The 25,770-nt window shown below is 43.0% G+C and carries 22 protein-coding genes; 17 read left to right on the top strand and 5 right to left on the bottom strand.

Annotation, left to right across the window (positions count from 1 at the left end; translation table 11 throughout):
* Positions 1-14: 14 nt before the first annotated feature.
* Positions 15-1,100 (bottom strand): 5-aminoimidazole-4-carboxamide ribonucleotide transformylase, encoded by a 1,086-nt coding sequence (locus tag DDZ16_RS05265; RefSeq protein WP_109263392.1) that lies wholly within the window; start codon positions 1,098-1,100, stop codon positions 15-17.
* Between the two features lie 192 nt (positions 1,101-1,292).
* Positions 1,293-1,784, bottom strand: coding sequence for a DUF3592 domain-containing protein (locus tag DDZ16_RS05260; protein ID WP_109263391.1), 492 nt, complete (start codon positions 1,782-1,784; stop codon positions 1,293-1,295).
* Positions 1,785-1,974: 190 nt separating this feature from the next.
* On the opposite strand from DDZ16_RS05260, the gene DDZ16_RS05255 reads away from it, so the two are divergent.
* The gene (locus DDZ16_RS05255) at positions 1,975-2,592 is read left to right on the top strand and encodes a C40 family peptidase (RefSeq protein ID WP_232526559.1); all 618 of its coding nucleotides are present in this window, start codon (positions 1,975-1,977) and stop codon (positions 2,590-2,592) included.
* A gap of 88 nt (positions 2,593-2,680) precedes the next feature.
* Here DDZ16_RS05255 and DDZ16_RS05250 read toward each other — a convergent pair whose 3' ends face one another.
* Together DDZ16_RS05250 and DDZ16_RS05245 are read right to left on the bottom strand one after the other, a co-directional pair.
* Positions 2,681-3,820, bottom strand: coding sequence for a PAS domain-containing sensor histidine kinase (locus DDZ16_RS05250; protein WP_109263389.1), 1,140 nt, complete (start codon positions 3,818-3,820; stop codon positions 2,681-2,683).
* 11 nt (positions 3,821-3,831) lie between these two features.
* Positions 3,832-5,367: an AbgT family transporter gene (locus DDZ16_RS05245; protein WP_109263388.1), complete on the bottom strand. Its 1,536-nt coding sequence runs from the start codon at positions 5,365-5,367 to the stop codon at positions 3,832-3,834.
* Between the two features lie 219 nt (positions 5,368-5,586).
* Between DDZ16_RS05245 and DDZ16_RS05240 the strand changes: the two genes are divergently transcribed.
* The 16 genes from DDZ16_RS05240 to DDZ16_RS05160 all read left to right on the top strand — a co-directional run bounded on the left by DDZ16_RS05240 (position 5,587) and on the right by DDZ16_RS05160 (position 25,124).
* The gene (locus DDZ16_RS05240; protein WP_232526558.1) at positions 5,587-6,537 is read left to right on the top strand and encodes a glycosyltransferase; all 951 of its coding nucleotides are present in this window, start codon (positions 5,587-5,589) and stop codon (positions 6,535-6,537) included.
* 51 nt (positions 6,538-6,588) lie between these two features.
* Positions 6,589-7,629: a hypothetical protein gene (locus DDZ16_RS05235; RefSeq protein ID WP_109263387.1), complete on the top strand. Its 1,041-nt coding sequence runs from the start codon at positions 6,589-6,591 to the stop codon at positions 7,627-7,629.
* Positions 7,630-7,645: 16 nt separating this feature from the next.
* Positions 7,646-8,680 (top strand): DUF354 domain-containing protein, encoded by a 1,035-nt coding sequence (locus DDZ16_RS05230; RefSeq protein WP_109263386.1) that lies wholly within the window; start codon positions 7,646-7,648, stop codon positions 8,678-8,680.
* A complete protein-coding gene (locus tag DDZ16_RS05225) occupies positions 8,677-9,783 on the top strand; it encodes a DegT/DnrJ/EryC1/StrS family aminotransferase (RefSeq protein WP_109263385.1) in 1,107 nt (368 codons plus the stop codon). The genes DDZ16_RS05230 and DDZ16_RS05225 overlap by 4 nt, the downstream gene beginning before the upstream one ends.
* On the top strand, positions 9,771-11,639 hold the full coding sequence (gene asnB / locus DDZ16_RS05220) for an asparagine synthase (glutamine-hydrolyzing) (protein ID WP_109263384.1): 1,869 nt from the start codon (positions 9,771-9,773) through the stop codon (positions 11,637-11,639). The genes DDZ16_RS05225 and asnB overlap by 13 nt, the downstream gene beginning before the upstream one ends.
* Before the next feature lie 38 nt (positions 11,640-11,677).
* Positions 11,678-12,370, top strand: a complete 693-nt coding sequence (locus DDZ16_RS05215; RefSeq protein ID WP_109263383.1) for a polysaccharide deacetylase WbmS family protein — start codon at positions 11,678-11,680, stop codon at positions 12,368-12,370.
* The gene (locus tag DDZ16_RS05210) at positions 12,348-13,451 is read left to right on the top strand and encodes a glycosyltransferase (RefSeq protein ID WP_109263382.1); all 1,104 of its coding nucleotides are present in this window, start codon (positions 12,348-12,350) and stop codon (positions 13,449-13,451) included. The genes DDZ16_RS05215 and DDZ16_RS05210 overlap by 23 nt, the downstream gene beginning before the upstream one ends.
* 205 nt (positions 13,452-13,656) lie before the next feature.
* Positions 13,657-15,321, top strand: coding sequence for a capsule assembly Wzi family protein (locus DDZ16_RS05205; RefSeq protein ID WP_109263381.1), 1,665 nt, complete (start codon positions 13,657-13,659; stop codon positions 15,319-15,321).
* A gap of 107 nt (positions 15,322-15,428) precedes the next feature.
* The gene (locus tag DDZ16_RS05200) at positions 15,429-16,559 is read left to right on the top strand and encodes a DegT/DnrJ/EryC1/StrS family aminotransferase (protein WP_109263380.1); all 1,131 of its coding nucleotides are present in this window, start codon (positions 15,429-15,431) and stop codon (positions 16,557-16,559) included.
* Positions 16,556-17,137 carry an acyltransferase gene (locus DDZ16_RS05195; protein ID WP_109263379.1) on the top strand — a complete coding sequence of 194 codons (582 nt, stop codon included), beginning with the start codon at positions 16,556-16,558 and terminating at the stop codon, positions 17,135-17,137. The genes DDZ16_RS05200 and DDZ16_RS05195 overlap by 4 nt, the downstream gene beginning before the upstream one ends.
* 5 nt (positions 17,138-17,142) lie before the next feature.
* Positions 17,143-18,156, top strand: coding sequence for a Gfo/Idh/MocA family protein (locus tag DDZ16_RS05190; protein ID WP_109263378.1), 1,014 nt, complete (start codon positions 17,143-17,145; stop codon positions 18,154-18,156).
* Positions 18,157-18,180: 24 nt separating this feature from the next.
* The gene (locus DDZ16_RS05185) at positions 18,181-19,470 is read left to right on the top strand and encodes a nucleotide sugar dehydrogenase (protein ID WP_109263377.1); all 1,290 of its coding nucleotides are present in this window, start codon (positions 18,181-18,183) and stop codon (positions 19,468-19,470) included.
* A gap of 522 nt (positions 19,471-19,992) precedes the next feature.
* A complete protein-coding gene (locus DDZ16_RS05175) occupies positions 19,993-21,219 on the top strand; it encodes a glycosyltransferase (RefSeq protein ID WP_109263375.1) in 1,227 nt (408 codons plus the stop codon).
* Positions 21,209-22,429: a glycosyltransferase gene (locus tag DDZ16_RS05170; RefSeq protein WP_109263374.1), complete on the top strand. Its 1,221-nt coding sequence runs from the start codon at positions 21,209-21,211 to the stop codon at positions 22,427-22,429. Before DDZ16_RS05175 ends, DDZ16_RS05170 begins: the two co-directional genes overlap by 11 nt.
* 196 nt (positions 22,430-22,625) lie before the next feature.
* The gene (locus DDZ16_RS05165) at positions 22,626-23,759 is read left to right on the top strand and encodes an ATP-binding protein (protein WP_109263373.1); all 1,134 of its coding nucleotides are present in this window, start codon (positions 22,626-22,628) and stop codon (positions 23,757-23,759) included.
* Positions 23,760-23,774: 15 nt separating this feature from the next.
* On the top strand, positions 23,775-25,124 hold the full coding sequence (locus tag DDZ16_RS05160; RefSeq protein ID WP_109263372.1) for an MATE family efflux transporter: 1,350 nt from the start codon (positions 23,775-23,777) through the stop codon (positions 25,122-25,124).
* On the opposite strand, the gene DDZ16_RS05155 is transcribed toward DDZ16_RS05160, so the two are convergent.
* Positions 25,121-25,750: an NAD(P)H-dependent oxidoreductase gene (locus tag DDZ16_RS05155; protein WP_109263371.1), complete on the bottom strand. Its 630-nt coding sequence runs from the start codon at positions 25,748-25,750 to the stop codon at positions 25,121-25,123. The two genes, DDZ16_RS05160 and DDZ16_RS05155, sit on opposite strands and share 4 nt — an antisense overlap.
* Positions 25,751-25,770 lie beyond the last annotated feature (20 nt).

The raw sequence follows: 25,770 nt of genomic DNA, 5'->3' as shown, positions 1-25,770 counted from the left end.
TAAAAGGATGAATTTTAATGGTGAAACAGTCTCACGCCAATATTAACGAAGGTGATGCCATATTTTTTAGCGGTGGCCATAATTTCTTCATCACGAATGGAGCCTACCGGCGAACCTATGTACTTGATCCCGTATTTTGCCGCCAGTTCAATGTTGTCTTTTTGAGGGAAGAAACCATCCGATATCAGGCATGAGCCATCCAATTCACTCAGCATTACTTTGTCTCCGAACGCTTCTTCTCTTTTCTGCTCAATAAGTTGATCCAGTTCTGTGCGCTTAAGGCCTTCCTGTTCTTTCAGAAAGGAATAATCAAGTTGCGTTTTCTGATACCAGATATTGGCTTTGTTGAGAGCCAGTCCGGAGCAAAGAATTCTTGATTGCTGACCTGATCCAATGCCGATCACTTGTCCATTGTTAACAACGCAAATGGAGTTAGACATGGTATATTTCAAAGTGAGAATGCCAAGTTTTAAGTCAGAAACAATTTGAGGCGTAAGTGCCCCGCTTTCGGTTTTGACATCTTTGAGTAACTCATCGGTAACTTTCAGTTCATTTCTTTTCTGACGAATCGTTATTCCATAAACCTGTCGTTCTTCCACTTCGTCCGGCTCATAATCTTTATCAATGCTGAAAACAACATACCCTCCCTTTTTCTTTGACTTCAGAATTTCAAGAGCCTCCGGGGTGTAATCCGGGGCAATAACGCCATCCGAAACTTCCGATTTAATCATTCGGGCAGTCGCTTCATCCACGGTTTCGCTTAAAGCTACAAAATCGCCAAAAGAGGCCAGCCTGTCGGCCCCCCTGGCTCTGGCATAGGCCGATGAGAGTGGAGACGTTTCTTTTTTGATAAGATAAGCCTGTTTTTCTTGCTCTGTGAGCTCAGTTTCCAAAGCAACGCCGGAAGGGGTAACATGCTTAAAAGAAGTGGCGGCCGCTTTTCCCAAAGTTTGCGATGCTTCTTTTACCAGTTGCCATGAGTTGAGTGCGTCCAGAACATTGATAACACTGGCTTTTCCATTCAGTAATTTAAAAGCATTGTTATCATCAATAACCTCTGCATAATCCTGATAGGGATTCATCCCGTACTTTAATTTCATCAGTTTGTGGTTTTATGGTTTGTAATGACGTAAGTTTTCTTTGAATCAGTTTAGAATGAAGTATTTAGGTGAAGATGCATTGCTCTGTTGATCTTTTTCCTCATTGAATTCTGATTGAAACAGCTACGAAGTTACAAACTAAATTGGGAACGTAATTGAATTTTTTATTCTCATCAGGCAATAAGAATTTTGTTACGTTGAAAGAAAGTTTAATAGTTCTTTTAACACCAGAGGAGTTAAAAGGGAATAACAGATGATGCAAATTATCATTCTTGTAATAAGATTTGAGATTATTCCCTTGTTAATGCCTGGTTCCAAAACGCTTAAAGACGGATATGTGGGGTTGTAATACACTTTTGTCTCAAGGCCTTTGGGGTATTGGGTTACCATATTCCGTGAGAAGTCTTCAGTGTACGTTTTTATGAAATGTCCAATGAACAGGATTCTTGAGAGAAAGCTCTTTCTGTTGACCTGGTATTCGTATTTTATTCTTGGAAAAAATTTTGTTTTACGTGAAATCTGATGTACTTCAGATATCACAATAGTACCTGTTGTTTGTAGCCAGCTTCGGGAGGCATTGCCGATCCATGCTACAATAAAAGCTGCCAAAGCAAAACCAACTGCCAGTGCCGCAAAAAGATTCTGGAACCAAAAAACTGGCTCGGGGATTGTAACTGTGTCCATGATTTTGAAATAAATAATGTGAAATGTTTGCTTTATTGGTGGCTTTTAGGACCGGAAATTGAAACTATTCCTGAAAGAAAAATATTTTTGGAGATAGAACGTTTTGGCTTTTGACCGCAAGATAACTCATGTTTCTCATCGTTTAGAAAGATGGAACTCAAACAGGCATAGTTTCGTAATATGAATTCTTATGAAGAAGAATTTCCACATAGCAAGAATCCGATCTCGGTTTATTCAATTATTGGAGTTGAAAAACAATTGGATGTTTTTTCTGTTCCTGATTTTTATGGTGCAGATAAATGGTTCTTCATGTTCCAGAAAAGTTTTGCCGGGAATATCATATACGAAGCTGGAGAATAAGACCGGTAAAGGAATGTTGAACAGGTTTCTGGAAGATGGGACCGGAAAGCGTTTGCCGATGGGAACGGTGAGTGAAGAGGATCTTATATCCACAGCCAAAGAATACATTGGTGTTCCTCATAGAATGGGAGGATGCTCTTCCCGGGGCATGGACTGTTCTGGTTTGCTGATGCGGGTCTTTGCTATCCATGGAATAACCTTACCTCATAATTCAGAGGAACAGGCCAGATATGGTGATATTATTGAAAGTAAAAGCCAGTTAAAGAAAGGGGATTTGGTCTTTTTTGTTAATACTTATCGTACACAGAGATTTATTACCCATTCCGGGATTTATGCAGGTAATAATCGGTTTGTTCATACATCTTCAAGTCAGGGTGTCACCATTACCTCTCTGGACAATGTTTGGTGGCGCGATAAGTTTATATTTGGTACCCGCATTTTTAATTGAAAGATGTTTGCTGAATTTTTTGAGCCATATTCTCTGCTGAAAAACATCTTTCAAAAACAAAATTTAAACAGTTTCTAACCACTTCTCTCTATGCCAGCGGTAAAGTAAAGAAAAAAGTACTTCCTTTACCTTCTTCACTTTCTGCCCATATTTGCCCCTTGTGCATTTTAACAAAATCTTTACACAGCAGGAGTCCAAGTCCGGTTCCGGTTTCATTTTTAGTTCCTCTGGTGGAATGTGGTTGTTCTATTTTGAATAATTTACCCAGATCTTCCTTTTTCATGCCAACACCTTTATCTGCCACAGATACCAGAGCTTTGTTCTCCAGGCCCCTGGCCGAAATGGTAATTACGCTTTCCGGAGGACTGAATTTAAGACTGTTCGAAATCAGGTTTCTTAAAACAGATTCAACCATGTGTTTATCTGCCCAAATGGGAAGGAAATTCTTTGATTTATTGAGAACTTTTATAGATTTCCGGGTAGCTGTATTTTTAAATAAGTCAATGGTTTGACGAATCATTTTTCCTAATTCGAGGTATTCAGGAACAAAATCAATCCTTCCGGATTGAGCTCTTGACCACTCCAGTAAATTGGAGAGCAAATCCATGGCCTGTTGTGATGATTTTTGTATGATCCGGGCATAGTCTTCGATACCACCGTAGTCCTTCTCCCGAATCTGAGCGATTAAAAGATCGGTGAATCCGACAATGCTACTGAACGGACTGCGAAGATCATGGCCAATAATGGAAAAGAACCGGTCTTTAGTGGCATTCAGTTCCTTTAAACTCGCCTCACTCTTTCTTAATGCCTCTTCGGCTTTTTTCCTTTCTGAAATGTCTCTTACGTTAAGAACAATTGACTTGATCTGCGGATTATCCAGCTGGTTGGTTCCAAAGGCTTCCAGGTAGACCCAACCGCCATTTTTGTGTTTGTGACGGTATTGGGTACCTCCATTGTTGTTGTTATAAATGATATCCTGAAGTCCCTCAATAGCTTTTTGTTGATCATCGGGATGGAGAAAGCCTTCAATTACCGGAATGTTGGTTAATTCTTCGGGTTTGTATCCGAGAATTTTTTCGCAGGAATCGCTGACATAAATCTGATTTCCTTTGGTATCCAGCAAAACCAATAAATCAAAAGAATTTTTAATTAGATGATGGAAGATTCCATCATCTATTTTGAGAATGTCATTGATATTTGTTTTTTTATTTCCCGGGGCTTCGTCCATATTTTAAATATTTAAAGGAAAATGCCTTCGCCAACTCCAATAGGCAGATCCAGCCAGAACCAAACAAAAAGCAATATCAACCACATTAGGAACAGAACGACAGCGTACGGTACTAAAAGTGAAACAACTGTCCCAATTCCTACTTTTTTGTCATATTGGCGAATCCATCCGATAAGCAGGGGGAAGTATACATATAATGGGCTTACGCAATTAGTAATGCTGTCTCCCACCCGGTACATAAGTTGCACAAAGGCGGGTGTGAATCCCAACTGGGCAAGCATGGGAATAAACACTGGTGCAAAGATGGCCCATTTGGCCGAGCCACTCCCGATAAAAATATTGATGAAAGCCACCAGCATCATGTAAAGAGTAAACATAAACGGCCCTGTTAGTCCCGTGGATTGAAGGAAATCGGCGCCGTTAATAGCCAAAATGGCATCTAGCCGGCTCCAGTTGAACAGATTTATGAACTGGGCTACTACCAGCATCAGCACAATATACCCCGACAGATCTTTCATGCCTTGTCCCATGTATTTTATCACATCATCAGCGTGCTTGATGCTGCCGGTGGTTTTGCCAAAGAAATACCCCGGAATGGCAAATAAAAAGAAAAGTATAGGTACCAGGCCACGTAAAAATGGTGAAGGAACAATGCCTCCTGTTTCCTGATTTCTTAAGGGCCCCCACGAGGGGATGGTGAGCAATGCCACAACGGCAATAATTACCAGGGCCGCATAACCGGCTTTTCGCAATCCTTTGCGTTCATCATCGGTAACTTTATGGGTGTCCGGAGTGGCAAGTTCCTGATGGTTTCCCATGGCAAACCGCCTGGTTCGAGGTATGGTGTAGCGGGTTACCACAAAAGCTCCTCCCAGTCCCAACAAGATGGTAGATATAATCATGAAATACCAGTTGGCTGTGGCACTTACTTCGCCAACGCCCTGTATCTTTGAGGTGACCTCGGTACTGATTCCGGCTAATAAAACATCCGTTCCTGCAATAAAGAAATTGGCCGTAAACCCTGCTGTTGCACCTGCATATCCGGCTACCAGTCCTGCCACAGGGTGAAGCCCCATTTGACTGAATATGAGGGCCGCGATAGGTGGAACTATAACTACACCTGCGTCAGATCCAATGTTTCCGCAAGCCCCGATGACAAATATTACAGGCAGTACAATTTTTCGTGGAACAGAGAAAGCCAGGTTCCTCATCACCAGGGATAAAAGGCCGCTTTTCTCGGCTACCGAAACCCCCATCAGCATGACTAAAACTAATCCCAGCGGTGCAAAATGGGCGAAATTGGTGACCATTTCCTGCAAAAACCTGCGAAGCCCGTCTCCAGACAATAGGTTTTGTGCCTTTACTACTTCTCCTGTTGCCGGGTCGGTGGCTTGAACTCCAAGAAATGAGCTGATAAAGCTGATTAAAACAACAAAAATGGTTATCCAAACAAACATCCAAAAGGGATGTGGCAGTTTATTTCCCATTTTTTCAATCCAATCCAATACGGCGTTGCCTTTGGGAGACGTATTTTCTGCTTTGGTCATGAGGTTTTGAATTTTATAGGTTTACCTTGCCTTTTTAAAAGTTACCCGGAGTGTTAAAAAAATAAAAATACCATTTCCCAAATATGCAAAAAATGTATTACAATTCCATTTTAGGTTTAGCTCTTATATACAAATATCTTTAATTGGTCAAATACTGCCCGACACTGACCAGTCTTCTTAGCTTTTAGCTCTCTAATTCCTTAAATTTAATGGGTATTTATGTTGGAAATGGAAAATTATCCGAATGTTTTTTCCGGACGTGTTCTGTTTGTATGCAGTGGAAATAAAAATGGTTTATGTACACCTGCGGTGAATGAGCAAGCCAGGGCCCTGAAGAAAAGGGGAGTTAAAATATCATTTTTCAGAGTTGAAAGAAAGGGAGTTGCAGGCTATCTTAGAGGGGCGTTGACGTTGAAACGACACTTAAAAGAGAATAAATATGACGTGATACATGCCCATTATGGATTAAGTGCCATAATGGCCACCCTCTCCGGAGCCCGGCCGTTGGTTGTTTCGTTGATGGGCAGCGATGTTTTTGGTCCCCGGTGGATTTTAACTCTGGTTAAATTTTTCACCAGATTTTTTTGGCCGGTTACAATAGTGAAAAGTTGGTCAATGGCTCAAAAGATAGATGTCCCAAAAGTTTTGGTAATACCCAACGGGGTGGATATGGAACTGTTTAGAGAAATTCCCAGAAAAGAAGCCCGGCAAAAATGTGGTTTTTCAAAACCCAAAGTGGTAATGTGGCCGGCAGACCCCGGTCGTAAAGTGAAAAACTTCGACCTGGCTGCAGCTGTTATGAAGGTTTTGAATCGAAGTGATGTTGAGTTGAAACCGGTATATGGAATTGACACCATGTTGATGCCTTATTTCTATAATGCTTCGGATGTGGTTTTGTTGACATCTCTTTGGGAAGGATCTCCCAATGTGGTAAAGGAAGCACTGGCTTGTAATGTTCCGGTCGTCTCAACCCGCGTAGGAGATGTGGAAGAAAGAATCAACGGACTTAAGAACTGTTCTACTTGTGATCCTTATCCTGAAATCCTTGCAAAAGCATTGCAGCAATCCCTGGAAAATGAAAATAAGCCGGATGGAAGAAACAGAATTAAAGAACTGGACAATAATATCGTGGTGAGAAAACTTCTGACCCTTTACAGCCAATGTATTTAGCCGCCTCATCCAAAACCTTCTCATCATTAAATAAGGAGTCAGAGCAGAGATATGGCATTAAAAATTATTTCAGATCCCAAACGGGTAGATCGCGAGAAATGGGAAGCGTTTGTGCTTGACCATCCCGATGGCAGTGTTTTTCAATTGCCCGGAATGTTTGATGTGCACGAGCATGCCAAATACCAGCGACCGGCAGGTTGGTTCGCCTTCGAAGGTGATAACCTGGTCGGGCTTATGGTTTCTGTGAATTTTTGGAATGCAATTTTTCCGATGTCTCTTTTTACTCGACGTCAGGTGGTTTTTGGAGGCCCCCTGGTGGCTGAAAATGATATGGGGGTTTTGCTGGCGCTTTTGGAAGCATTAGTGAAAGAGACGGGGCGTAAAGCAGTATTCAGTGAAATCAGGAATTTAAAACTTGGATTGTCGCTCAAGCCGCTGTATGAAGAAGCAGGTTTTTATTATGAATCTCATCTGAGTGTGGGTATTGATATGAGTCGCAAATCAAATGATCTTTGGGCTTCTTTGTCCCCAAGCCGTCGTGACAATATTCAGAAAATGGGGACAACCAATCATACCATCAGAAATCTGCACGGTTCGGAAGACGTCTATAAGATTTGGGATATTTTGCGTTGTTATATAGGCCGAAAAGGGCGTCCAATCCCGGATTTATCCTTATTTCAGTCCCTTGATCAATCCCCGCTTTTAAATACCCATCTCCGGATTAAAGGTATGGAGATTAATCATGAACTTAAGGCTGTTATTCTCATTATGATTATTAAAAACCGGTCCGTTATCTGGTTCGACGGTCATTGCCTTTCCGACAAAGAATTCTGGAAGTATGATGGGTTTTTGTGGGGTGTCATTCAGGAATTGCAGAGCGAAGGTATCCGCTATCTTGATTTGGGAACTGGGGGCAGGCCCGGGAAGGATTATTTTGCACGTCAATATAAAAAGTCATACGGAGGGATGGTAAAAGAGACCGGGCGATATATTTATGTACATAACTGGTTGCTTTGGGGATTAGGAAAAGTATTTTACCGTTGGTACAAAAGAATCAGGCGATTTATTTTTCGTAATTATTGTTATTCCTGATTAAAGCAATGTTTGTATGAAAATATTTATCGATATAGGCCATCCTGCTCATGTTCATTATTTCAGGCATTTTATACGGATAATGACTGAACATGGGCATCAGTTTTTTGTAACGGCACGCAAACGTGAGCATATTCACGAACTTTTGGATTTTTATAATGTCTCTTTTCGAAGCCGTGGACGAGGAGGCCGTTCTTTTATTGGGAAGATTTTTTATTTACTGATCACTGTTTTTTGTCAATATCTGAGGGCCCGGAAATTTAAACCGGATCTCTTCCTTGACTTCAGTACCATTTACTCAGGTCCTGCTGCTTATTTGCTTGGTAAACCTTATATAACTTTTACTGATACTGAAAACACAGGGGTATATCGGAAACTTATCAAGCCTTTTTGCAGGGAGGTTTATACGCCAAAATATTTCACCAGTGACCTGGGATCCAATCACCATCGATTTAACGGATTGATGGAACTGTCCTACTTGCACCCCAACTACTTTGAACCCGATCTTTCCGTTCCTGAGTCCCTGGGTTTAAAAGCCAATGAACCTTTTGCAGTTGTCCGCTTTGTGGGGTGGGGGGCCGTGCACGACCGGGGAAAGCAAGGTTTTTCAAATAAAAAGAAAATAGAACTGGTTAGATCGCTCGAGAGATTTGGACGGGTTTTTATCAGTGCAGAGGGCCCATTGCCCGAGTTGTTAGAGCCTTTACGTTTAAAACTGGCCTCCCATAAAATACATGATCTGCTTTTTTATGCTACACTATTGGTAACTGAAGGGGCCACTATGGCTACCGAAGCCGCAATCCTGGGTACGCCTGCCATTTTTGTGTCGGACTTCAAATTAGGAAATCTTCAGTATTTAGAAGATAATTATGGAATGGTACTGAATTTCGGCACTTCGGAGAGAGAACAGAATCTGGCGTTAAAAAGTGCAGGCATGCTGCTCGGGCGCCCCGGAACCAAGACTAACAGTGCCCGCCAGGCAGAAAAGATTCTGGAAGACCACATTGATGTTACTAAATTTATGGTTGAAACAATAACGAGTATGTCATGAGCTATCGCATTCCACTTATTCGCCCTTATATCAGCAAACGGGTTAAAACAATGATCAATGAAGTTCTGGACAGTGGTTACCTTACCGAAGGACCGGTTACCAGACAATTCGAATCTGCTGTGGCCGGTTATACCGGAGCCGGACATGCTGTGGCGTTTACTTCCTGTACCACCGGACTGGAAACTGCTCTGCGAGTACTGGGAGTGGGACCGGGTGATGAGGTAATTGTTCCCGATTTCACTTATCCGGCAACAGCCGGTGCGGTTCAAATTGTGGGAGCTACCCCTGTAATTGTAGATGTGGATCCCGATACCATGTTGATGACTCCGGAACTTGCAGAGGAAGCCATTTCTGCTTCTACTAAAGTTATTATTCCTGTATCTCTGTTCGGGCTTCCTTTTGACCACGATGGTTTTACAGAGTTGAAGAAAAAATACGAAGTATGGATACTTGAAGATGCGGCCTGTGCTCTCGGAAGTGTCTACAAAGGAAAACGAACCGGTACTTTGGCAGATATCTCAGTGTTTAGTTTTCATCCCCGGAAATTTATTACCACCGGAGAAGGAGGAATGGTTACCACCGATAATGGAAAATGGGCTGAGGCAATGAACCGGTATAAACATTTTGGAATGGGAAAACCGGGAGATCGGGGAGAGTTGGTCTTTCTCACTCCCGGTACTAATTATAAAATGAGTAATGTGCAGGCGGCAATTGGATTGGCTCAGATGGAAGATATTGATAATCTGCTGGCTGAACGCATGAATCTGGCCGAAAAATACACTCGTCTTTTGGAGCCGGTGAAAAGCATACAATGTCCGGTTGAGCCCGAATATATTAGTCACTCATGGCAGAGCTATACGGTCTTTGTCAAAGGAAGGGATGACATAATGAGAAAAATGAGGAATCAGGGTATAGAGGTGCAGATTGGTACTTATGCGCTTCATATGCACCCTGCTTTTCAGGATGGCAATGCCAAACTCAGGGGGCAATTTCACGGAAGCATCCGGGCTTTTGAAGAAGCGCTGGTTTTGCCCATGTACCATGGCATGACCAGTCAGGAACAAACAGAAGTAGTGGAAAAATTAAGTGAATGTGTGGAATAACTGGAATCATAAATCACACGGCTGAGCCTGCTGATGAAGCACTATGCAGGAAAATGGCCGGGACACTCGCTCACCGCGGGCCCGACGGGGAAGGAGTGTATGCATCCGGTCCCGTTGCCCTTGGGCATCGGCGGCTCGCTATTCTTGATTTGACAGAAACGGGGCAGCAGCCGATGATCTCGTCTGATGGTAACCTGATTCTGGTATACAACGGGGAGGTATACAATTTTCCCGAATTGAAGCAGGAACTCATCCGTAAAGGGTATCACTTTAGAGGGCATTCCGATACGGAGGTGATTGTGAATGCGCTTCACTGTTGGGGAAATGATGCCATTAAACGGTTCAACGGGATGTTTGCTTTGGCAGCCTGGTTCGTAAATGAAGGGCGGTTATTGCTGGCTCGCGACAGGTACGGCATCAAACCTTTATATTACTACCATTCGGCTGATTCCTTTTTGTTTGCATCTGAGGTCAAAGCGTTGCGGCAACATCCGGCTTTCCGGTTTGGGGTATCCAATGATGCCTTGATTGAGTACTTTTCTTTTCAGAATGTATTCAGTGATGTTACCCTTTTTGAGGGAGTAAAATTACTGCCTGCGGGGCATTATATGGAAGTCTTCCCGGGCAAAAAGGTTAATGAACCTGTCTGTTATTGGGATTTTGATTTTCAGTCAGTTCCTATGCAAAAGGAGGAAGCGCTTGAAGAATTGCAGCGTTTATTTGAGAAAGCTGTTGAGCGGCAGTTGATTTCCGATGTGGAAGTGGGTGCCTACCTTAGCGGGGGCATGGATAGCGGAGGTATTACCTGTGTGGCCTCCCGGCAGTTTAAAAATTTGAAATCTTTTACTGCAGGTTTCGATCTTTCTTCAGCTTCAGGGTTGGAACTGAACTTTGATGAACGGGAGCGATCAGAGTTTCTGTCTAACCTTTATAAAACGGAACATTACGAGGTCGTTCTTAAAGCAGGCGATATGGAGCGGGTAATGCCGGAGCTGACCACTCATTTAGAGGATTTAAGGGTGGGGCAGTCTTACCCCAATTACTATATATCCCGATTGGCCGGCCGCTTTGTGAAAGTTTGTTTGTCGGGAGCCGGCGGAGACGAACTTTTTGCAGGTTATCCATGGCGGTATTATCATAATACAGCAGAAGGCTACAACAATGGATTTGCCGATGGCTATTTTAAATATTGGCAGCGATTGGTTCCCGATCATTTAAGGGAATCCTTTTTTCGACCCTGGCTGAGAGAGAAAATAGATTTTGATCGGCCGGCCACTGTTTTCCGGCATTTATTAAACAATGGGCTTCCCGATACCGCCGATCCAAAAGCGTTTATCAATAACTCCCTGTATTTCGAGAGCAAAACCTTTTTGCACGGACTTTTGCTGGTGGAAGATAAGCTGAGTATGGCGCACGGTCTGGAAACCCGGTTGCCTTTTTTGGACAATGATTTGGTGGACTTTGCTATGAAGCTCCCTGTTGAACTAAAGCTTCGGGATTGGGAGAAAATGGTGAATGTTAATGAAAATGACCTGTTCAGCAAAGCAAAGCAGTTTAAGTCTCCCTCTACGGATGGGAAAATTCTGTTGCGTGAAATGCTTCAAAAATATGTGCCTGAGAATTATTGCAACGGGCACAAGCAAGGGTTCTCAGCTCCCGATGCCAGCTGGTTTAAAGGAGAGAGCATGGATTACATTAAAAAGTTTCTTTACCGGAAGGATGCACGAATTTACGATTTTATAGAGCCATCAATCGCCTTTAAATTAATGGATGAGCATATGGCCGGGCAAATGAACAGGAGATTGCTGATTTGGTCGTTGCTGAGTTTTGAATGGTGGCTGCGGGTGTTTGAATGATAGTCCTTATCAGTGTTAACAAAAAGAAAGGTGTTTATATGAAGGTTGCAATTACCATAGATGTGGATTGGGCTCCGGATAAAGTGCTGGAGCACACGCTTAAGCTGTTTTCAAAAGCAGGGGTGCCTTGTACCATATTTGCAACGCACAGAACCTCATTATTGAGCGGCCTGGATCAAAAGCAATTTGAAATTGGGGTGCACCCAAATTTTAACCCTTTGTTTGATGGTGATAAAAGACATCCCGTTGATGTTGTAGCTCCCCTGCGTGAGGCATTTCCGGGAGCAATGGGCATCAGGTCTCACTCCTCCCTTGTGAGTAATGTGCTGGTTGAAATGTTTGGTGAAATGGGCTTTCAGTACGAGAGCAATATTTGTCTGCCTTACAGTAAAAAACTGGAAGTACTTCCTTTATGGAATGGAATGATGCGCATCCCCTTTAACTGGGAAGACTATCTTCACTTTTCATTTGGTAAATCCTTCCGGGATGCCGATCTGGATTTTTCGGAAGGCTTACACATACTCAACTTCCATCCGGTACATATATTTTTGAATACCGAAACACGTGAACGTTACGAAGGGGCACGTCCTTTTTATCAGGATCCTGAACACTTGTATGGTTACCGAAATTTAGGCAGAGGGACTGCAACACTTTTAGAAGGACTTCTGATGAAGAATTACCCCTTTGTGAAACTTGAAGATATTTTTCATGAGCAAAAGGTTGAAATCTAAAAAGTTTAGAGTATTTGTAGGTCCCGGAAATACAGCCGGTAATGCCCATTATATTGCCCGTTCTTTACGAAGAGTGGGTGTCTTTGCACGCAGTTATGTTTACCGTGCCCACGAATTTGGCTATCCTGTTGATCATGAAATTACCCAGTTTCGGTCTGTAGGGCGAAAGGGGATCATAAAAATTGTGAATAACCGATTTGTGCTGCGCCCTTTGAATGCAATGATTCGTTTCGTCTTTTTTATTTCCGTCTTGTTTCGATACGACATTTTTTATTTCATCTCTCCATATACTTTCTTCCACAGTCACCGGGATTTGGCTATATTGAAATTTTTTGGCAAAAGGATCGCGTTTTTCTTTCCCGGTTGTGCAGAAAAGGATCCCCATGATGAGTTCAATGCAATGAGATACAGCGATTGCTGGTATTGTAATGATGAAAAGAAACAAACCTTTTGCCTTTGTTTCGAACCCGATAAGAAAAAGAAACGCATTCAAAAGTTTGAGAAGTATGCGGACTATGTTTTTTCCAGACCTAATACCTCAGGATATTTGAAGAATCCTCAGATGGCTTATCCCATGTGGCTGATGACCGACCCGCCCGAATCATCCCTGAACCTTGAAAAATTTGATCACCCCTCCTCCTATAAGATCATGCATTTCCCGTCTCATAGCGAGTTGAAGGGGACCAAATATGTGGAATCTGCTCTAGCAATTTTGGGGAAGCATTACAATATTGATTATTTGTCTAAGCGAATGAAAAACCGCGAAGTATTGGAGAATCTGGAGAAAGCGCATCTTCTGATAGATCAGTTTACCCACACATTTGGTTTGTTGGCCATAGAAGGTATGTCGAGAGGCTGTGTGGTTATTTGCAGAATGGAAAAATGGGCCAGGGAGAGCTATCCGGACATCCCTCTGGTGAGCTGCAATCCCGAAGATCTTGAGTCTACGATAAAGGAATTGCTGGATAATCCGGAAAAAATGAAAGAAATTGCGAAAAAATCCGTTGAATGGTATCAGGAGCATGCCACTTTGGAGAGGGTAGGGGAAAAGATGGTGAAAATTTTTCGCGGGGGAAAATGATAATCGCAAGCTCCTGTCTGGTTTCATACCGATCGGATACTTTGATGTTATAAAACCATTTTGTTGAGTTGGGGAAAATGGAAATCCCTGACATTTTTTTTTAATAAAGCGAACGCCGGTATTTTTTTGATCAAAGCTTTTGTTTTGAATACTTGTGGGCGGGTTAGGTGATGATTTTTATACTATATTTAATGCTAAAATTCATATGAGTAAACTCTATCCGGGATTCTTCTCTTTTGTATTCTTCCTGTTTTTCTCAACGGGGCATTTTGGTTTTGTTAGTTCCGTGAAGGCTCAAAGTGTACCTGTCCATATAGACAATACCGGCATTTATACCTTCATTGATGAACTGGCCAACATTGGTGTAATTGAGGTTAATTCGCTTGTAAAACCTTATAGCAGAAAAGACATTGCTGAATGGCTGGTAACTGCTTCGGCAACAGAAGGGCTGACGACAAGACAACGAGAAGAAATTGAATTTTACCTCCGGGATTTTGGAAAGGAGTTAAGCAACGAATGGCCTGTGAACAAGCGTTTCGATATTTTTTATTATTCCGATTCTGTTTTCAGATTGACCGCCAATCCCATTTTGGGACTTGAACTTTTTTCCTCGGGCGGTGAAATGGCTTATCATAGATTCAATGGAGGCGAAATTCACGGTACCATCGGGGAGCACTTTGGGTTTTACGGCAGTTTAAGAGACAATTACGAGTCTGAAATACTTGGAGGACCTGCTTATTTAATTGACAGACGCGGGGCAGTCTATAAAGGGGATGAGGTTGAACAAGACTACAGTGAAGCCCGGGGGGGAATCTCCTGGACCTGGGATTGGGGCGAAATAGGTCTTCATAAAGATCATTATACCTGGGGGCACGGCTACAATGGAGCCAATATTCTTTCCGGAAATACCCCTTCGCATGCATTCTTGTCCTTGAATATTAAGCCGGTATCATGGTTTGAACTCAATTACATGCATGGATGGCTGGTGTCTGAAGTCGTAGACAGTTTGAGGTCGTTTGGCTATTACGATGGTACACGCGAGGTCTTTGCTGATAAATATTTGGCGGCCAACTTTATGACGGTTCGTCCCCTTAAGGGATTGAATGTGTCTTTCGGCAACAGTATTATTTATGCTGATACAAAAATCAACCCGGCTTTTCTGGTGCCGTTTATATTCTTTAAATCAGTGGATCACACCTATAACGGAGCCTCCAATGAGGTGGGCCAGAATGCTCAGATGTTTTTTGATATAAGCAGCCGGCAAATCAACCACTTGCATCTCTATTCTACTTTCTTTGTGGATGAAATCTCATTCAACCGGATGTTTGATTCTAAGCAGAACTCCAATTATGTAAGTGCAAAACTGGGAGCCAGGTTAAGTGAATTACCTGCCGGATTTGCCTTTACCATGGAGTACACCCGTACCAATCCAATGGTTTATCAGCATAAAATCCCTACAACTCCCTGGACAAGTAACCAGTACAGTATGGGTCATTATTTGAAAGACAATAGCGACGAAGTGTTTTTAGAAGTTCAATACAAGCCCATTCGCGGAGTTAAACTGCAACTTTCCTATACAAAAATCCGAAAGGGGGAGGATTATCAGGCCATATTGGTTGAAGGAAACGAAGAATCGTATCCCGAAGTTAACATGGAAGAACCAAGATGGGGGCTTCCGTTTATGGATGCAGTAAGGTTTGAAATGCAAAAAATTGAATTTAAAGGCTCCTGGCAGGTTATTAACGATGGTTATGTGTTTTTGTCACTGGCCAATAAGGATATCAGTGGTCCCGACCGTGAAAAGTATTATCCTCCCTATTTTCTGGAGGGTGATTTTACCGGTCGTTTTGGTGTGAATTTTGGATTTTGAATCGTGGAAAAATAAACGCAAAGCCGCGATGACGCAAAGGTTTTATTGATAAGAGTTGAGATGAAGGCAGGCGAATGTTAAATGGTAACGCCAAAAAAAAAGATTATATGTCTGAAACACCGGAAATTCAAATGGTTGATCTTACCGGTCAATACCAGCGGTTAAAGTCTCCAATTGATGAGGCTATGGCCCGGGTGTTAATGAGTGGACGGTACATAAACGGTCCCGAAGTCCGTTCCTTTTCAGAGGCCCTCTCAGAATACCTGGGGGTGAAACATGTTATACCTTGCGGAAACGGGACAGACGCACTTCAGGCAGCCTTGATGGCGCTTAATTTGAATCCGGGTGATGAGGTGATTACTACGTCATTCTCCTTCATAGCCACGGTTGAGGTGATTGCGCTTTTGGGCTTGAAACCGGTCCTGGTGGATGTGGATCCGGACACCTACAATATTGACCCCGAGTTGGTCAGGGAAGCTGTAACTCCACGCACAAAAGCTGTTATTCCGGTACATTTGTTTGGTCAGAGCGCTGCTATGGAAGATATTATGCTTATCGCTCGTGAATACGGGTTAAATGTAATAGAAGATGCTGCTCAAAGTTTGGGGGCCGACTATAAATTGAATGGTTCGCGCCAAATGCTGGGAACTATTGGTGATATTGGCTGTACCAGTTTTTTTCCAACCAAAAATTTGGGTTGTTTTGGAGATGGCGGGGCTTGTTTTACTGATGATGATGCCCTGGCCGAAAAACTTAGAATGATTGTCAACCATGGCGCCAAAAAGAAATACATGAATGAAATAGTAGGCGTTAACTCCCGTCTGGATACACTGCAGGCGGCAGTATTAAATGAAAAGATTAAACATCTGGATGATTTTGTGACACGCCGGAGACAAGCTGCAGCCTACTATTACGAGGCTCTGAAAGATTTGTCTTTTTTGCAGTTGCCCTTACAAATCAGTCAGGGGGAGCATTCTTTTAACCAGTTTACCATTCGTGTGCCCGACGACCGCCGTGATGAATTGAAGCAATATTTGTCAGATTCGGGTATCCCTGGTATGGTTTATTATCCTTCACCTTTGCACAAGCAACCGGTTTTTGAAGATCATGGGATTACGAACCAGTCATTGCCGGTGAGTGAAATGCTTTGCGAACAGGTGTTGTCATTGCCTTTGCACACAGAAATGACAGAAGAGCAACTTGAATTTATTACCACTAAAATACGTCAGTTTTCATGAATGATATTTCTCTACCAAAAGTACACCCTTCAGCGGTTGTTGACGATCGTTGTGAAATAGGCCCCGGTACCCGGGTCTGGCACTTCTGCCATATTATGAGTGGATGCCGCATTGGGGCCAATTGTAATCTGGGCCAAAATGTGGTGGTCTCTCCGGATGTGATTTTGGGAAACAATGTAAAAGTTCAGAACAATGTCTCTATTTACACGGGGGTGGTTTGTGAGGACGATGTTTTCCTGGGCCCGTCGTGTGTGTTTACCAATGTTACCAATCCCCGGAGTGCCGTGCCCCGCCGCAATCAGTATGAACAAACACTTGTAAGGAAAGGGGCTACAATCGGAGCCAATGCCACCATTGTTTGCGGCCATACCATTGGTAAGTACGCCTTTATTGGTGCCGGCGCTGTGGTGACCCGCGATGTTCCGGATTATGCCCTGGTGGTGGGCAATCCTGCCAGGCATACCGGTTGGATGAGCGAATACGGTCATCCTTTGGAGTTCAATGAAGACCGGAAAGCCCTGTGTCCGGAAAGCAATGAGGAATATATAATTAAAGATGGTCGAGTAGAAAAACTGTAAACTGAATGATAACCGGAAAAGTAAAATTTGTTGTTGTAGGTCTGGGGCACATTGGGAAACGCCATGCCCAAATGATTATGGACAATCCTGATGCAGAACTGTGTGCAGTATGTGACACACGATCACCTGAAGAAACCGGTTGGAGCAATAAGAATGTGCCCTATTTTTATGAGTTTAAGGAGATGTTGGACCATCTTCATGATTGTCATGTGGTCAATATTTGCACACCCAACGGATTGCATGCCGAACAAGCAACTGAAGCTCTTGACAGAAAAAAACATGTGGTTGTGGAAAAACCAATGGCACTCAGCAGGTCGCAGGGTGAAAAGATCATTTATAAGGCACTTCAGGTTTCGAGGCATGTTTTTACGGTGATGCAGAACCGGTATTCCCCTCCTTCGGTATGGCTGAAAGAGGTGATGGAGGAGAAGTTGCTTGGACACATCTTCTTCGTTCAGCTGAACTGTTTCTGGAACAGAGATGACCGGTATTATCTCAATAAGGGGTGGCATGGTACCCGGGAACTGGATGGGGGAACTTTATTTACGCAATTCTCTCACTTTATAGATATGCTTTACTGGTTGTTTGGCGATATCGATGATATCAAAGCCGGTTTTAATGATTTTGCCCATCAACATTCCACCGATTTTGAAGACAGTGGCGCAGTGTTGTTCAATTTTGTTAACGGTGGCATGGGAAATATCAATTTCTCCACAGCGGTATGGGACAAAAATCTTGAAAGTACCATGACCATTATCGGTGAGAAAGGGACCATTAAAGTATCGGGCCAGTATATGAATGATGTGGTGGAATGCCACATCAAAGATTATGAGATGCCTGACCTCCCTGCGTCTAATCCCCCAAATGATTACGGTAGCTATAAAGGATCGGCCGCTAATCATCATTTTGTGATCGATAATGTAATTCAGACCCTTCGTGAGCGAACTTATGTTAGCACCAATGCGTTAGAAGGGTTGAAAGTAGTGGATATAATTGAACGAATTTATCAACACAGATAATATTAATCATAAAACCTGAACAAAATGTTTCAGCAACTCATCAACAAAGAAGCCAGGCTATCAGTGGTTGGCCTGGGCTATGTAGGATTGCCCATTGCACTCGAATTTGCAAGAAAAATGAAAGTCATCGGCTTCGATATTAAACCAGACCGGGTGGAGAAGATGAAAAATAATATTGACCCGAGTGATGAACTGGAAGCCTCCGATTTTGAGGGGTGTGATATTGATTTCACCAGTAATCCTGAAGATTTGAAGGATGCTACTTTTCATGTGGTTGCAGTGCCTACACCTATCAATAATCATAATCTTCCGGATCTGAACCCTCTTTTGGGAGCTACCCGTACAGTGGGGAAGGCTCTTAAAAAAGGCGACTATGTGGTTTTTGAATCCACGGTTTATCCCGGTTGTACCGAGGATGATTGCGTTCCTATTCTTGAGCAGGAATCGGGTCTGAAAATGGGTGAAGACTTTAAAGTGGGGTACAGTCCGGAGCGTATAAACCCGGGAGATAAGGAGCATACGCTGACTAAGATTCTGAAGATTGTTTCGGGATGTGATGAAGAAGCATTGGAGGTCATTGCGGCTGTTTATGGGTCCATTATCAAAGCCGGGATTCATCAGGCCAGCTCTATTAAAGTGGCAGAAGCGGCCAAGATTATTGAAAATACTCAGCGCGATGTGAACATTGCGCTTATGAATGAGCTTTCTCTGATATTCAATCGTTTGAATATTAATACCTATGAAGTGCTTGAAGCGGCCGGCACGAAGTGGAACTTCCTGAAGTTCTTCCCGGGACTGGTTGGCGGACACTGTATTGGTGTCGATCCTTATTACCTCACTTACAAAGCCAACGAACTGGGGTATCACTCAAAAATCATTACCGGCGGAAGAGTGATCAACGATGCCATGGGTCCATATGTTGCCAAGCAGGTGGTGAAACGTCTGATCTCCAAGGGGCATAAGATTAATGGTGCCAACGTACTGATTATGGGAGCTACCTTTAAGGAAAATGTGAGCGATATCCGCAATTCAAAAGTAGCTGATGTTTACCACGAGCTTCGATCCTTTAGTGTGGATGTGGATGTTCATGATCCATACGCTTCATCTGAGGAACTGATGCGGGAATATGGCTACGGCTTGATTGAGAAAATTGAGAAGAAATATGATGCTGTAATTCTGGCTGTAAATCATAATGAATATATGAAGCTGGATGAGTCATACTTCAATTCCATTACGGTAGACAATCCACTTATTGTCGATGTAAAAGGCTCTTTCAGAGACAAGATTAAAGAATTACCTTACTGGAGTTTGTAACCCATAGTGCGTTAAAAAAATAAAACACAAAGGCGCAATGACGCAAAGTTTTTTTAACTGACAGGAGGTTGTCTTAAAAGTCCAAATTTGATATCATTCGGAGTGCCTACCCCAAATAATCCTGGAAAATAATGCGGATATAACAAGGGGAATGGCTCGTCCCCCGGAGGGGCAAATTTGGATAACCCTCCCGATTAAAATGCGGGACAGGCAGGGTTAAAAGCCCGGGGCGCGGTGTCCCCAAAAGTATCAGGTCCCCGTATGCCTGCCTGCCGGCAGGCAGGGGGGCCAACTTTTAATTTGCTGATATTTGTGTTTTTGCATAGATCTGTCATTGGTAGCTTGTTGAAAAATCTGTTCGTGTGATAAACAGATGTTTCGGTTACCCTCAACATGACAGGTTTTTGGAGTTTTATACATTTGAGACAACCTCGTGCTTTTCCAAAATAGTGAATAGGTTATTAAACATCCTCTAATTTCTTATATGCCTTATATGGTTTAATCATTTGTAGACAAGCCCCCATGTCCAGCCAACCTTCCATTCTTTTTTTGTTGCCTGTAGCATTTCTGCAAAAGCCCGATGAGCCGGGATTTCAGGTGCAAACACAAAACTTTCGTACCACTTTCGAGTTTGTCTTACCCGAATTGGTCAGACAAGGGATGGATGTTGTACTGGTATCCCTCAGTAATACCGAAACACAGTTGGGGAATGGCCGGCAATACATGCAACAATCGGGGCTGGATCAACAATGCCGGTATTGGTTTTTTAAAAGAAGCATGGGACGTGGAAAACTTTTTCCGCAACTCATTCAGTTTTTGCTCAATCTGAAACAGCTTTCCCGGATTTTGCACCATTCAAACGTTAAATTGCTTTACGGATACAATGATGTGGGGACTCTTTATGGTGTTATTCTAAAAACTTTTTTCCGCTTCAAACTGGCTTACGATATGCGGGGCAACCGCGTCAATGAAATGGCGGTTCAGGGGGCTCCACAGTGGCGGGTCAGTTTCTACCGGAAAATCAGAAACCTGTGTCTCAGAAAGAGTGATGTGGTATTAACTGTTTCCAAAGATTGTTATGATCTGCCGAACGAGAAACATCACCTGCGTAAGTACAATTTTTTCGATGAAAAGAAGTTTTGGTATGACACCGGTATCGCCCGGGCGATGAGGTCCGAAATGGGACTGGACAATCGATTTGTGTTTGTTTACAGTGGAACGGATAAGTATTATCAGATGGTTCCGCACATGGTGGAATTCTTTGCTGAATTTTTAAAGGTCAGGCCTGATGCTTATTTCATGATTAACCTTCCGGTAAAATCTCAGAGATTTATTGATGAGCTGAAAAAACGGAAAGTCCCCGATTCTGCCTGGGGGATGAATTATCTTGATCAGCAAACTTTGAATGAGTATCAAATGATTGCTGATGTAGCCTTTCTCATTCGTGAGGACTTGCCGCTAAACCATGAAGCCTTTCCTACCAAGTTCTCTGAATACCTGGCGAGTGGTGTTCCGGTACTCATTACCCCTCATGTTCACACCTTAAAGGATTTGGTTGATGAACATCAGTTAGGAGAAATATGGCAGGAGAGTGAACCCATCGATTCTATTCAGAAGCGCTTGTTGAAATATCAGGAAAACCAGGAGGTTAAAGAGCGATGCGCCAGGTTTGCCAGAAAAGAACTTTCGTGGCAACGCAAAGCTGCCTGGTTGGCCGAAAATCTAATTGCTGTCACTCATGAAGCATGATCAGGGAAATAAAGCTTTATGTGTGCTCAACTTTTCGGGACGATACGGGGGTGCCGAAAAACGCTATCTTACCCTTTTTCGCAGTCTCATGAATTCGGACAAAGACTACTACCTGATCGTCAATACCAAACTTTACAGACTTTTTCTTAACAATGGCATTCTGCAGCCTCACGATCGCATTATTCTTTTCAGTGACGGGGGAGACGGGATCCCAAAAGAAAAGAAAGGAGGGAAGGAGCTTCCGACCCGTAACAGGGATCGATGCCGTTCCATAAAACAGTTCCTGGGGGGATGGAAGTATTTTCTCAAAACGCTGGTTCTTTGGTTGAGATTCTCATGGTTCTTTATTCGTCAGATCAGGAGAAACAGGATCTCCCGGATTTATGGTGTCTGGCAGGGAGGCATCTGGACCTGGATGTTGTGTCGTTTACTCAATGTGGAGTTGTTCTACAGTGTGAATGCAACAGGCAAACTGCTGGTGAAGAAGACGATCAGAAAGTTTTTCGACAGTCAGTATTATGTGCTCAGGCATGCCCAGCTGCTTGATTTTTTATCTCCTTCATTGCCTGATGAATATTTTCAGGCACTGGGCGAAAAGCATTTCCGTGGGCAACTTGTGGTCACCCCAAACAGTTTCATCGATTATACCCGTTACTATTCTGCTCCTCAAAAACAGCCCTGGGTAGTATTCCTGGGGAGGCTGGAGCCTGTGAAAAATCCCATGCTGTTTTTGAAAGCAGTCAAAATTTTTCAGGATAAGTATCCCAAAGTTCAGGCTCGTTTCTTTGTAATGGGGACAGGCGCTATGCTGTCTGAAATGCAGCAATATGTGGAGAAGTATCAATTGCGGGATGTTGAATTTACCGGGTTACACCAGCGTCCATGGGACGTTCTTCAGAAATCCTCCGTTTTTGCCTCTCTCCAGAAAGGGGAAAATTATCCAAGTCAATCATTAATTGAAGCCATGGCCTGTGAAAACGGGATTGTAGCCACCGATGTGGGCAACACCCGCCGGCTGGTCACTGAAAAAGATGGTTTTCTGATCACTGAAACTCCTGAAATCATTGCCGATGTTTTTTATACTTTGCTTTCGAAACCAACCATTCGAAAAGAATTTGGAACTAATGCCCGCAAAAAAGTTATGGCAGAACATACCCTGGAGCGATTTGTGGAATGGTTTGATGCTTTGATGGAGAGACCGAATCACTGAAAGTTGCTTATCTCCTCTGCTATTTTCTTATATACCTGATATGGTTCAATATCTCTTTTAACTGTCTTTGACAAAAGTAATTTATCATTTGACTTTTTCAGTATATCCGGAATCAGTAATAAATAGTGGCTGTTAAAGCATAAACTTGTTCATTAGACGGAAATATCGTAAATTGCGTCAAATAAATGACTGTATTATGAGATATTTAGTCAGGGAATTATCTGAAACTATATTTAAAAAATTGCAATCCAATAAGGTTGTGATCGTTTTTGGGGCCCGCAGGGTGGGCAAAACGGTCCTTGTGAAAGAGATTCTGAAGCAGGTAAACGAACCTGCATTAATACTAAATGGAGAGGATATAAACGTTCATGACAAACTAGCCATTCGAAGTGTCGAAAACTATAAGCAGATTTTAGGGTCATATAAATTACTGTACATTGATGAAGCCCAGAAAATCCCGGAGATTGGATTGAAGTTGAAACTTATGGTTGATGAAATTGAAGGTCTGAAAGTTATTATTTCGGGTTCTTCTGCTTTTGATATCTATAAAGACGCCGGAGAGCCATTAACAGGACGAAAATATTCGTTTAATTTGTTTGCGTTATCGGAAAATGAGTATAGCCAGATTGAAAACAGTATTACTAAAGTTGACAAAGTCCGGGAAAGATTGGTTTTTGGAAACTATCCCGAGCTATTACAACTGCCGGATAGAAACGATAAGATTGATTACTTAAACGAAATGGTTAGTTCATATCTTCTGAAGGATATTTTGGTTTATGAAAACATTAAGAATTCACAGAAAATATTCAATTTATTACGTCTCATAGCCTTTCAAATTGGCGGAGAAGTATCTCTGCAAGAACTGGGAAATCAATTAGGAATAAGTAAGAATACTGTTGAAAAGTATCTGGATTTGTTAAGTAAAGTTTTAATACTTCACAAAGTCGTAGGATTCAGCAGGAATTTGCGAAAAGAAATAACTAAAAACTCAAGGTGGTATTTTCTGGACAATGGCATCAGAAATGCTGTGATTGCTAATTTCAATCCGATTGAATCAAGAAATGATATTGGAGCCTTATGGGAAAACTATATGATTGCCGAAAGGTTAAAGTACCAGGAGAATCAAAGGCTCATGTCTAACAATTATTTTTGGAGAACATACGAGCAACAGGAAGTTGATTGGGTAGAAGAGAGAGAAGGCTCTTTATTTGGGTATGAATTTAAATGGACCGACAGCAAAGTTAAAATACCCACACAATGGAAAAGGGCCTATCCTAATGCCTCTTTCGAAGTGATTAACAAAGATAATTTTAACGAATGGTTGAAATAACTGCAAAAACCAATCATGCAAGATAAAAAACTGTTTGAACTGGAGAACCATCCCGTGGGGGCGTTGATGTGGCGTTATTTCTGGCCTGCCTTTATCGGGGTGATGGCCAATTCACTTTATAATATCATCGACCGGGTTTTTATTGGTCAGTACGTGGGGCCGGAGGCATTAAGCGGGGTTACAGCTGTTTTTCCGGTGATGGTCATCATGATGGCTTTCGGGATGCTGATCGGGATAGGGGCCAGTGTGCGGTTGTCCCTTAACCTGGGCCGTAAAGACTTTGAAAAGGCCCGTAAAGTGGTGGGCAACACCGTTGTGCTGATTGTTGTAGTTTCTGCCCTGGTTACCACTTTGGGTTTTATTATCAAAGATCCTATGTTGCGGTTATTCGGGGCCACCGATACAACCATTGATTATGCCAACGATTATCTGAACTATATTTTGTGGGGCGTCGTGCTGCATGAGTTTGGCTTCTCCATGAATGCACTCATACGCGCCGAAGGCAATGCACGTATTGCCATGTACAGCATGCTCATCAGCGCCGGCATCAATATTCCGCTTGATGCTTTATTCATTATTCATTTGGGGATGGGGGTGAAAGGAGCTGCCCTTGCCACCATTATTTCCATGGCCTGTTTGTCGGTTTGGGTATTGATACATTTTCGCAGTAAACGCTGTGTGGTCAGACTCAGAAAACGTTACATCGGTCTCGATATGAGTATTATTGTTTCCATCGTGTCGGTAGGACTCGCCCCTTTTGCCATGCAGATCGCCAATAGCGTGGTTCAGGCTCTACTCAACATCAACCTCATAAAATACGGAAGCGACCTGGCAGTGGGGGCCATGGGTATTATCATGAGTGTCGTGATCATCATCATCATGAGCATTGTTGCGTTGAACATGGCCGGACAACCCATTATTGGATACAATTACGGAGCCCGGAACTACGAACGGGTTCGACACACCCTGAAGATCGGTCTGCTCATTGCATCTGCCATTTCTCTTGGGGCCTGGGTGTTTATCCAGGTTTTTCCCCGGCCGGTAATCAGTCTTTTTATTGACGACAGTCCTGAAATCATGGAGTATGGTGTGGAAGGCATGCGGACCTACCTGTTGGCACTTCCCATAGTTGGCTTTCAGGTGGTGGTGGGGAATTATCTGCAATCGGTTGGAAAAGCCGGAAAGGCCATTTTTCTCACGTTGCTGCGACAGGTGCTGGTTTTAATCCCCATGCTTCTGATATTGCCAAAAATAATGGGGCTGACCGGTGTTTGGAACTCAGCCCCAATATCTGATTCTGCTTCAGCTATCGTATGTGCGATATTTCTGGTTTCGGAATGGAAGAAGTTGAAGGTTCAGAATTAAAATTTAATCACAAACTCATCCAGCGATTTCCGAACTTTTTTGTCCTGTGCGGTTGTATCTTCGGCCGACCGGTATCCGGCTGCAGCCATGGCAATAGATGAAAATCCCCGTTCCGTAAGCCCCAGTATTTCATCAAACTTTTGCTTGTTAAAACCTTCCATCGGACAAACATCAATGTCCTGTGTTGCACCTGCAGCCAACAGAAAACCCAGGGAAATGTAAGCCTGCCGGGAAGCCCAGTTGAAGCGTGAGTCTGGTGATCGTTTATTGATGGAACCTTTCATGACAGCTTCATATTCTGCGACCTCTTCCTTCGGGATATTCCTGGTTTTTACGATCCTTTCCACAAATTCATCCACATCTTTTTCAGAGACGTCGGTGCGTGCGGCAAAAACAAAAAGATGTGACGCTTCGGTGACCTGGGGCTGATTGTATGCTGCAGGGCTGAGTTTCTCCTTCATGCCATAATCTTCAATCATGGCCACAGCAAAAGGTTGAATGCCAAAGGATGATGGTGCCAGGTTGGCTGCCTTTAATAAGTAACTGACCTGCTCGGGGCTCAGTTTTCTGCCGGAGTCAAAGCGCTTGGTGGCATATCGCCATTCGAATTTATCGAGTAATTCCATGTTGATTTGTTTAATTCGTG

It is taken from the genome of Marinilabilia rubra (assembly GCF_003121985.1).
GTDB lineage: Bacteria > Bacteroidota > Bacteroidia > Bacteroidales > Marinilabiliaceae > Marinilabilia > Marinilabilia rubra.
Note: the sequence above shows the minus strand (reverse complement) of the source record. Positions and strands in the feature narration are given on the sequence as shown.

Coding starts and splice junctions, on each gene's coding strand:
- DDZ16_RS05235 (WP_109263387.1), top strand. CDS start 6,589: ATGGCATTAAAAATTATTTCAGATCCCAAACGGGTAGATCGCGAGAAA.
- DDZ16_RS05185 (WP_109263377.1), top strand. CDS start 18,181: ATGTTTCAGCAACTCATCAACAAAGAAGCCAGGCTATCAGTGGTTGGC.
- DDZ16_RS05225 (WP_109263385.1), top strand. CDS start 8,677: ATGAGCTATCGCATTCCACTTATTCGCCCTTATATCAGCAAACGGGTT.
- DDZ16_RS05260 (WP_109263391.1), bottom strand. CDS start 1,784: ATGGACACAGTTACAATCCCCGAGCCAGTTTTTTGGTTCCAGAATCTT.
- DDZ16_RS05230 (WP_109263386.1), top strand. CDS start 7,646: ATGAAAATATTTATCGATATAGGCCATCCTGCTCATGTTCATTATTTC.
- DDZ16_RS05155 (WP_109263371.1), bottom strand. CDS start 25,750: ATGGAATTACTCGATAAATTCGAATGGCGATATGCCACCAAGCGCTTT.
- DDZ16_RS05250 (WP_109263389.1), bottom strand. CDS start 3,820: ATGGACGAAGCCCCGGGAAATAAAAAAACAAATATCAATGACATTCTC.
- DDZ16_RS05215 (WP_109263383.1), top strand. CDS start 11,678: ATGAAGGTTGCAATTACCATAGATGTGGATTGGGCTCCGGATAAAGTG.
- DDZ16_RS05160 (WP_109263372.1), top strand. CDS start 23,775: ATGCAAGATAAAAAACTGTTTGAACTGGAGAACCATCCCGTGGGGGCG.
- DDZ16_RS05240 (WP_232526558.1), top strand. CDS start 5,587: ATGTTGGAAATGGAAAATTATCCGAATGTTTTTTCCGGACGTGTTCTG.
- DDZ16_RS05195 (WP_109263379.1), top strand. CDS start 16,556: ATGAATGATATTTCTCTACCAAAAGTACACCCTTCAGCGGTTGTTGAC.
- DDZ16_RS05175 (WP_109263375.1), top strand. CDS start 19,993: ATGTCCAGCCAACCTTCCATTCTTTTTTTGTTGCCTGTAGCATTTCTG.
- asnB (WP_109263384.1), top strand. CDS start 9,771: ATGTGTGGAATAACTGGAATCATAAATCACACGGCTGAGCCTGCTGAT.
- DDZ16_RS05205 (WP_109263381.1), top strand. CDS start 13,657: ATGAGTAAACTCTATCCGGGATTCTTCTCTTTTGTATTCTTCCTGTTT.
- DDZ16_RS05190 (WP_109263378.1), top strand. CDS start 17,143: ATGATAACCGGAAAAGTAAAATTTGTTGTTGTAGGTCTGGGGCACATT.
- DDZ16_RS05165 (WP_109263373.1), top strand. CDS start 22,626: ATGAGATATTTAGTCAGGGAATTATCTGAAACTATATTTAAAAAATTG.
- DDZ16_RS05265 (WP_109263392.1), bottom strand. CDS start 1,100: ATGAAATTAAAGTACGGGATGAATCCCTATCAGGATTATGCAGAGGTT.
- DDZ16_RS05255 (WP_232526559.1), top strand. CDS start 1,975: ATGAAGAAGAATTTCCACATAGCAAGAATCCGATCTCGGTTTATTCAA.
- DDZ16_RS05210 (WP_109263382.1), top strand. CDS start 12,348: ATGAGCAAAAGGTTGAAATCTAAAAAGTTTAGAGTATTTGTAGGTCCC.
- DDZ16_RS05170 (WP_109263374.1), top strand. CDS start 21,209: ATGAAGCATGATCAGGGAAATAAAGCTTTATGTGTGCTCAACTTTTCG.
- DDZ16_RS05245 (WP_109263388.1), bottom strand. CDS start 5,367: ATGACCAAAGCAGAAAATACGTCTCCCAAAGGCAACGCCGTATTGGAT.
- DDZ16_RS05200 (WP_109263380.1), top strand. CDS start 15,429: ATGTCTGAAACACCGGAAATTCAAATGGTTGATCTTACCGGTCAATAC.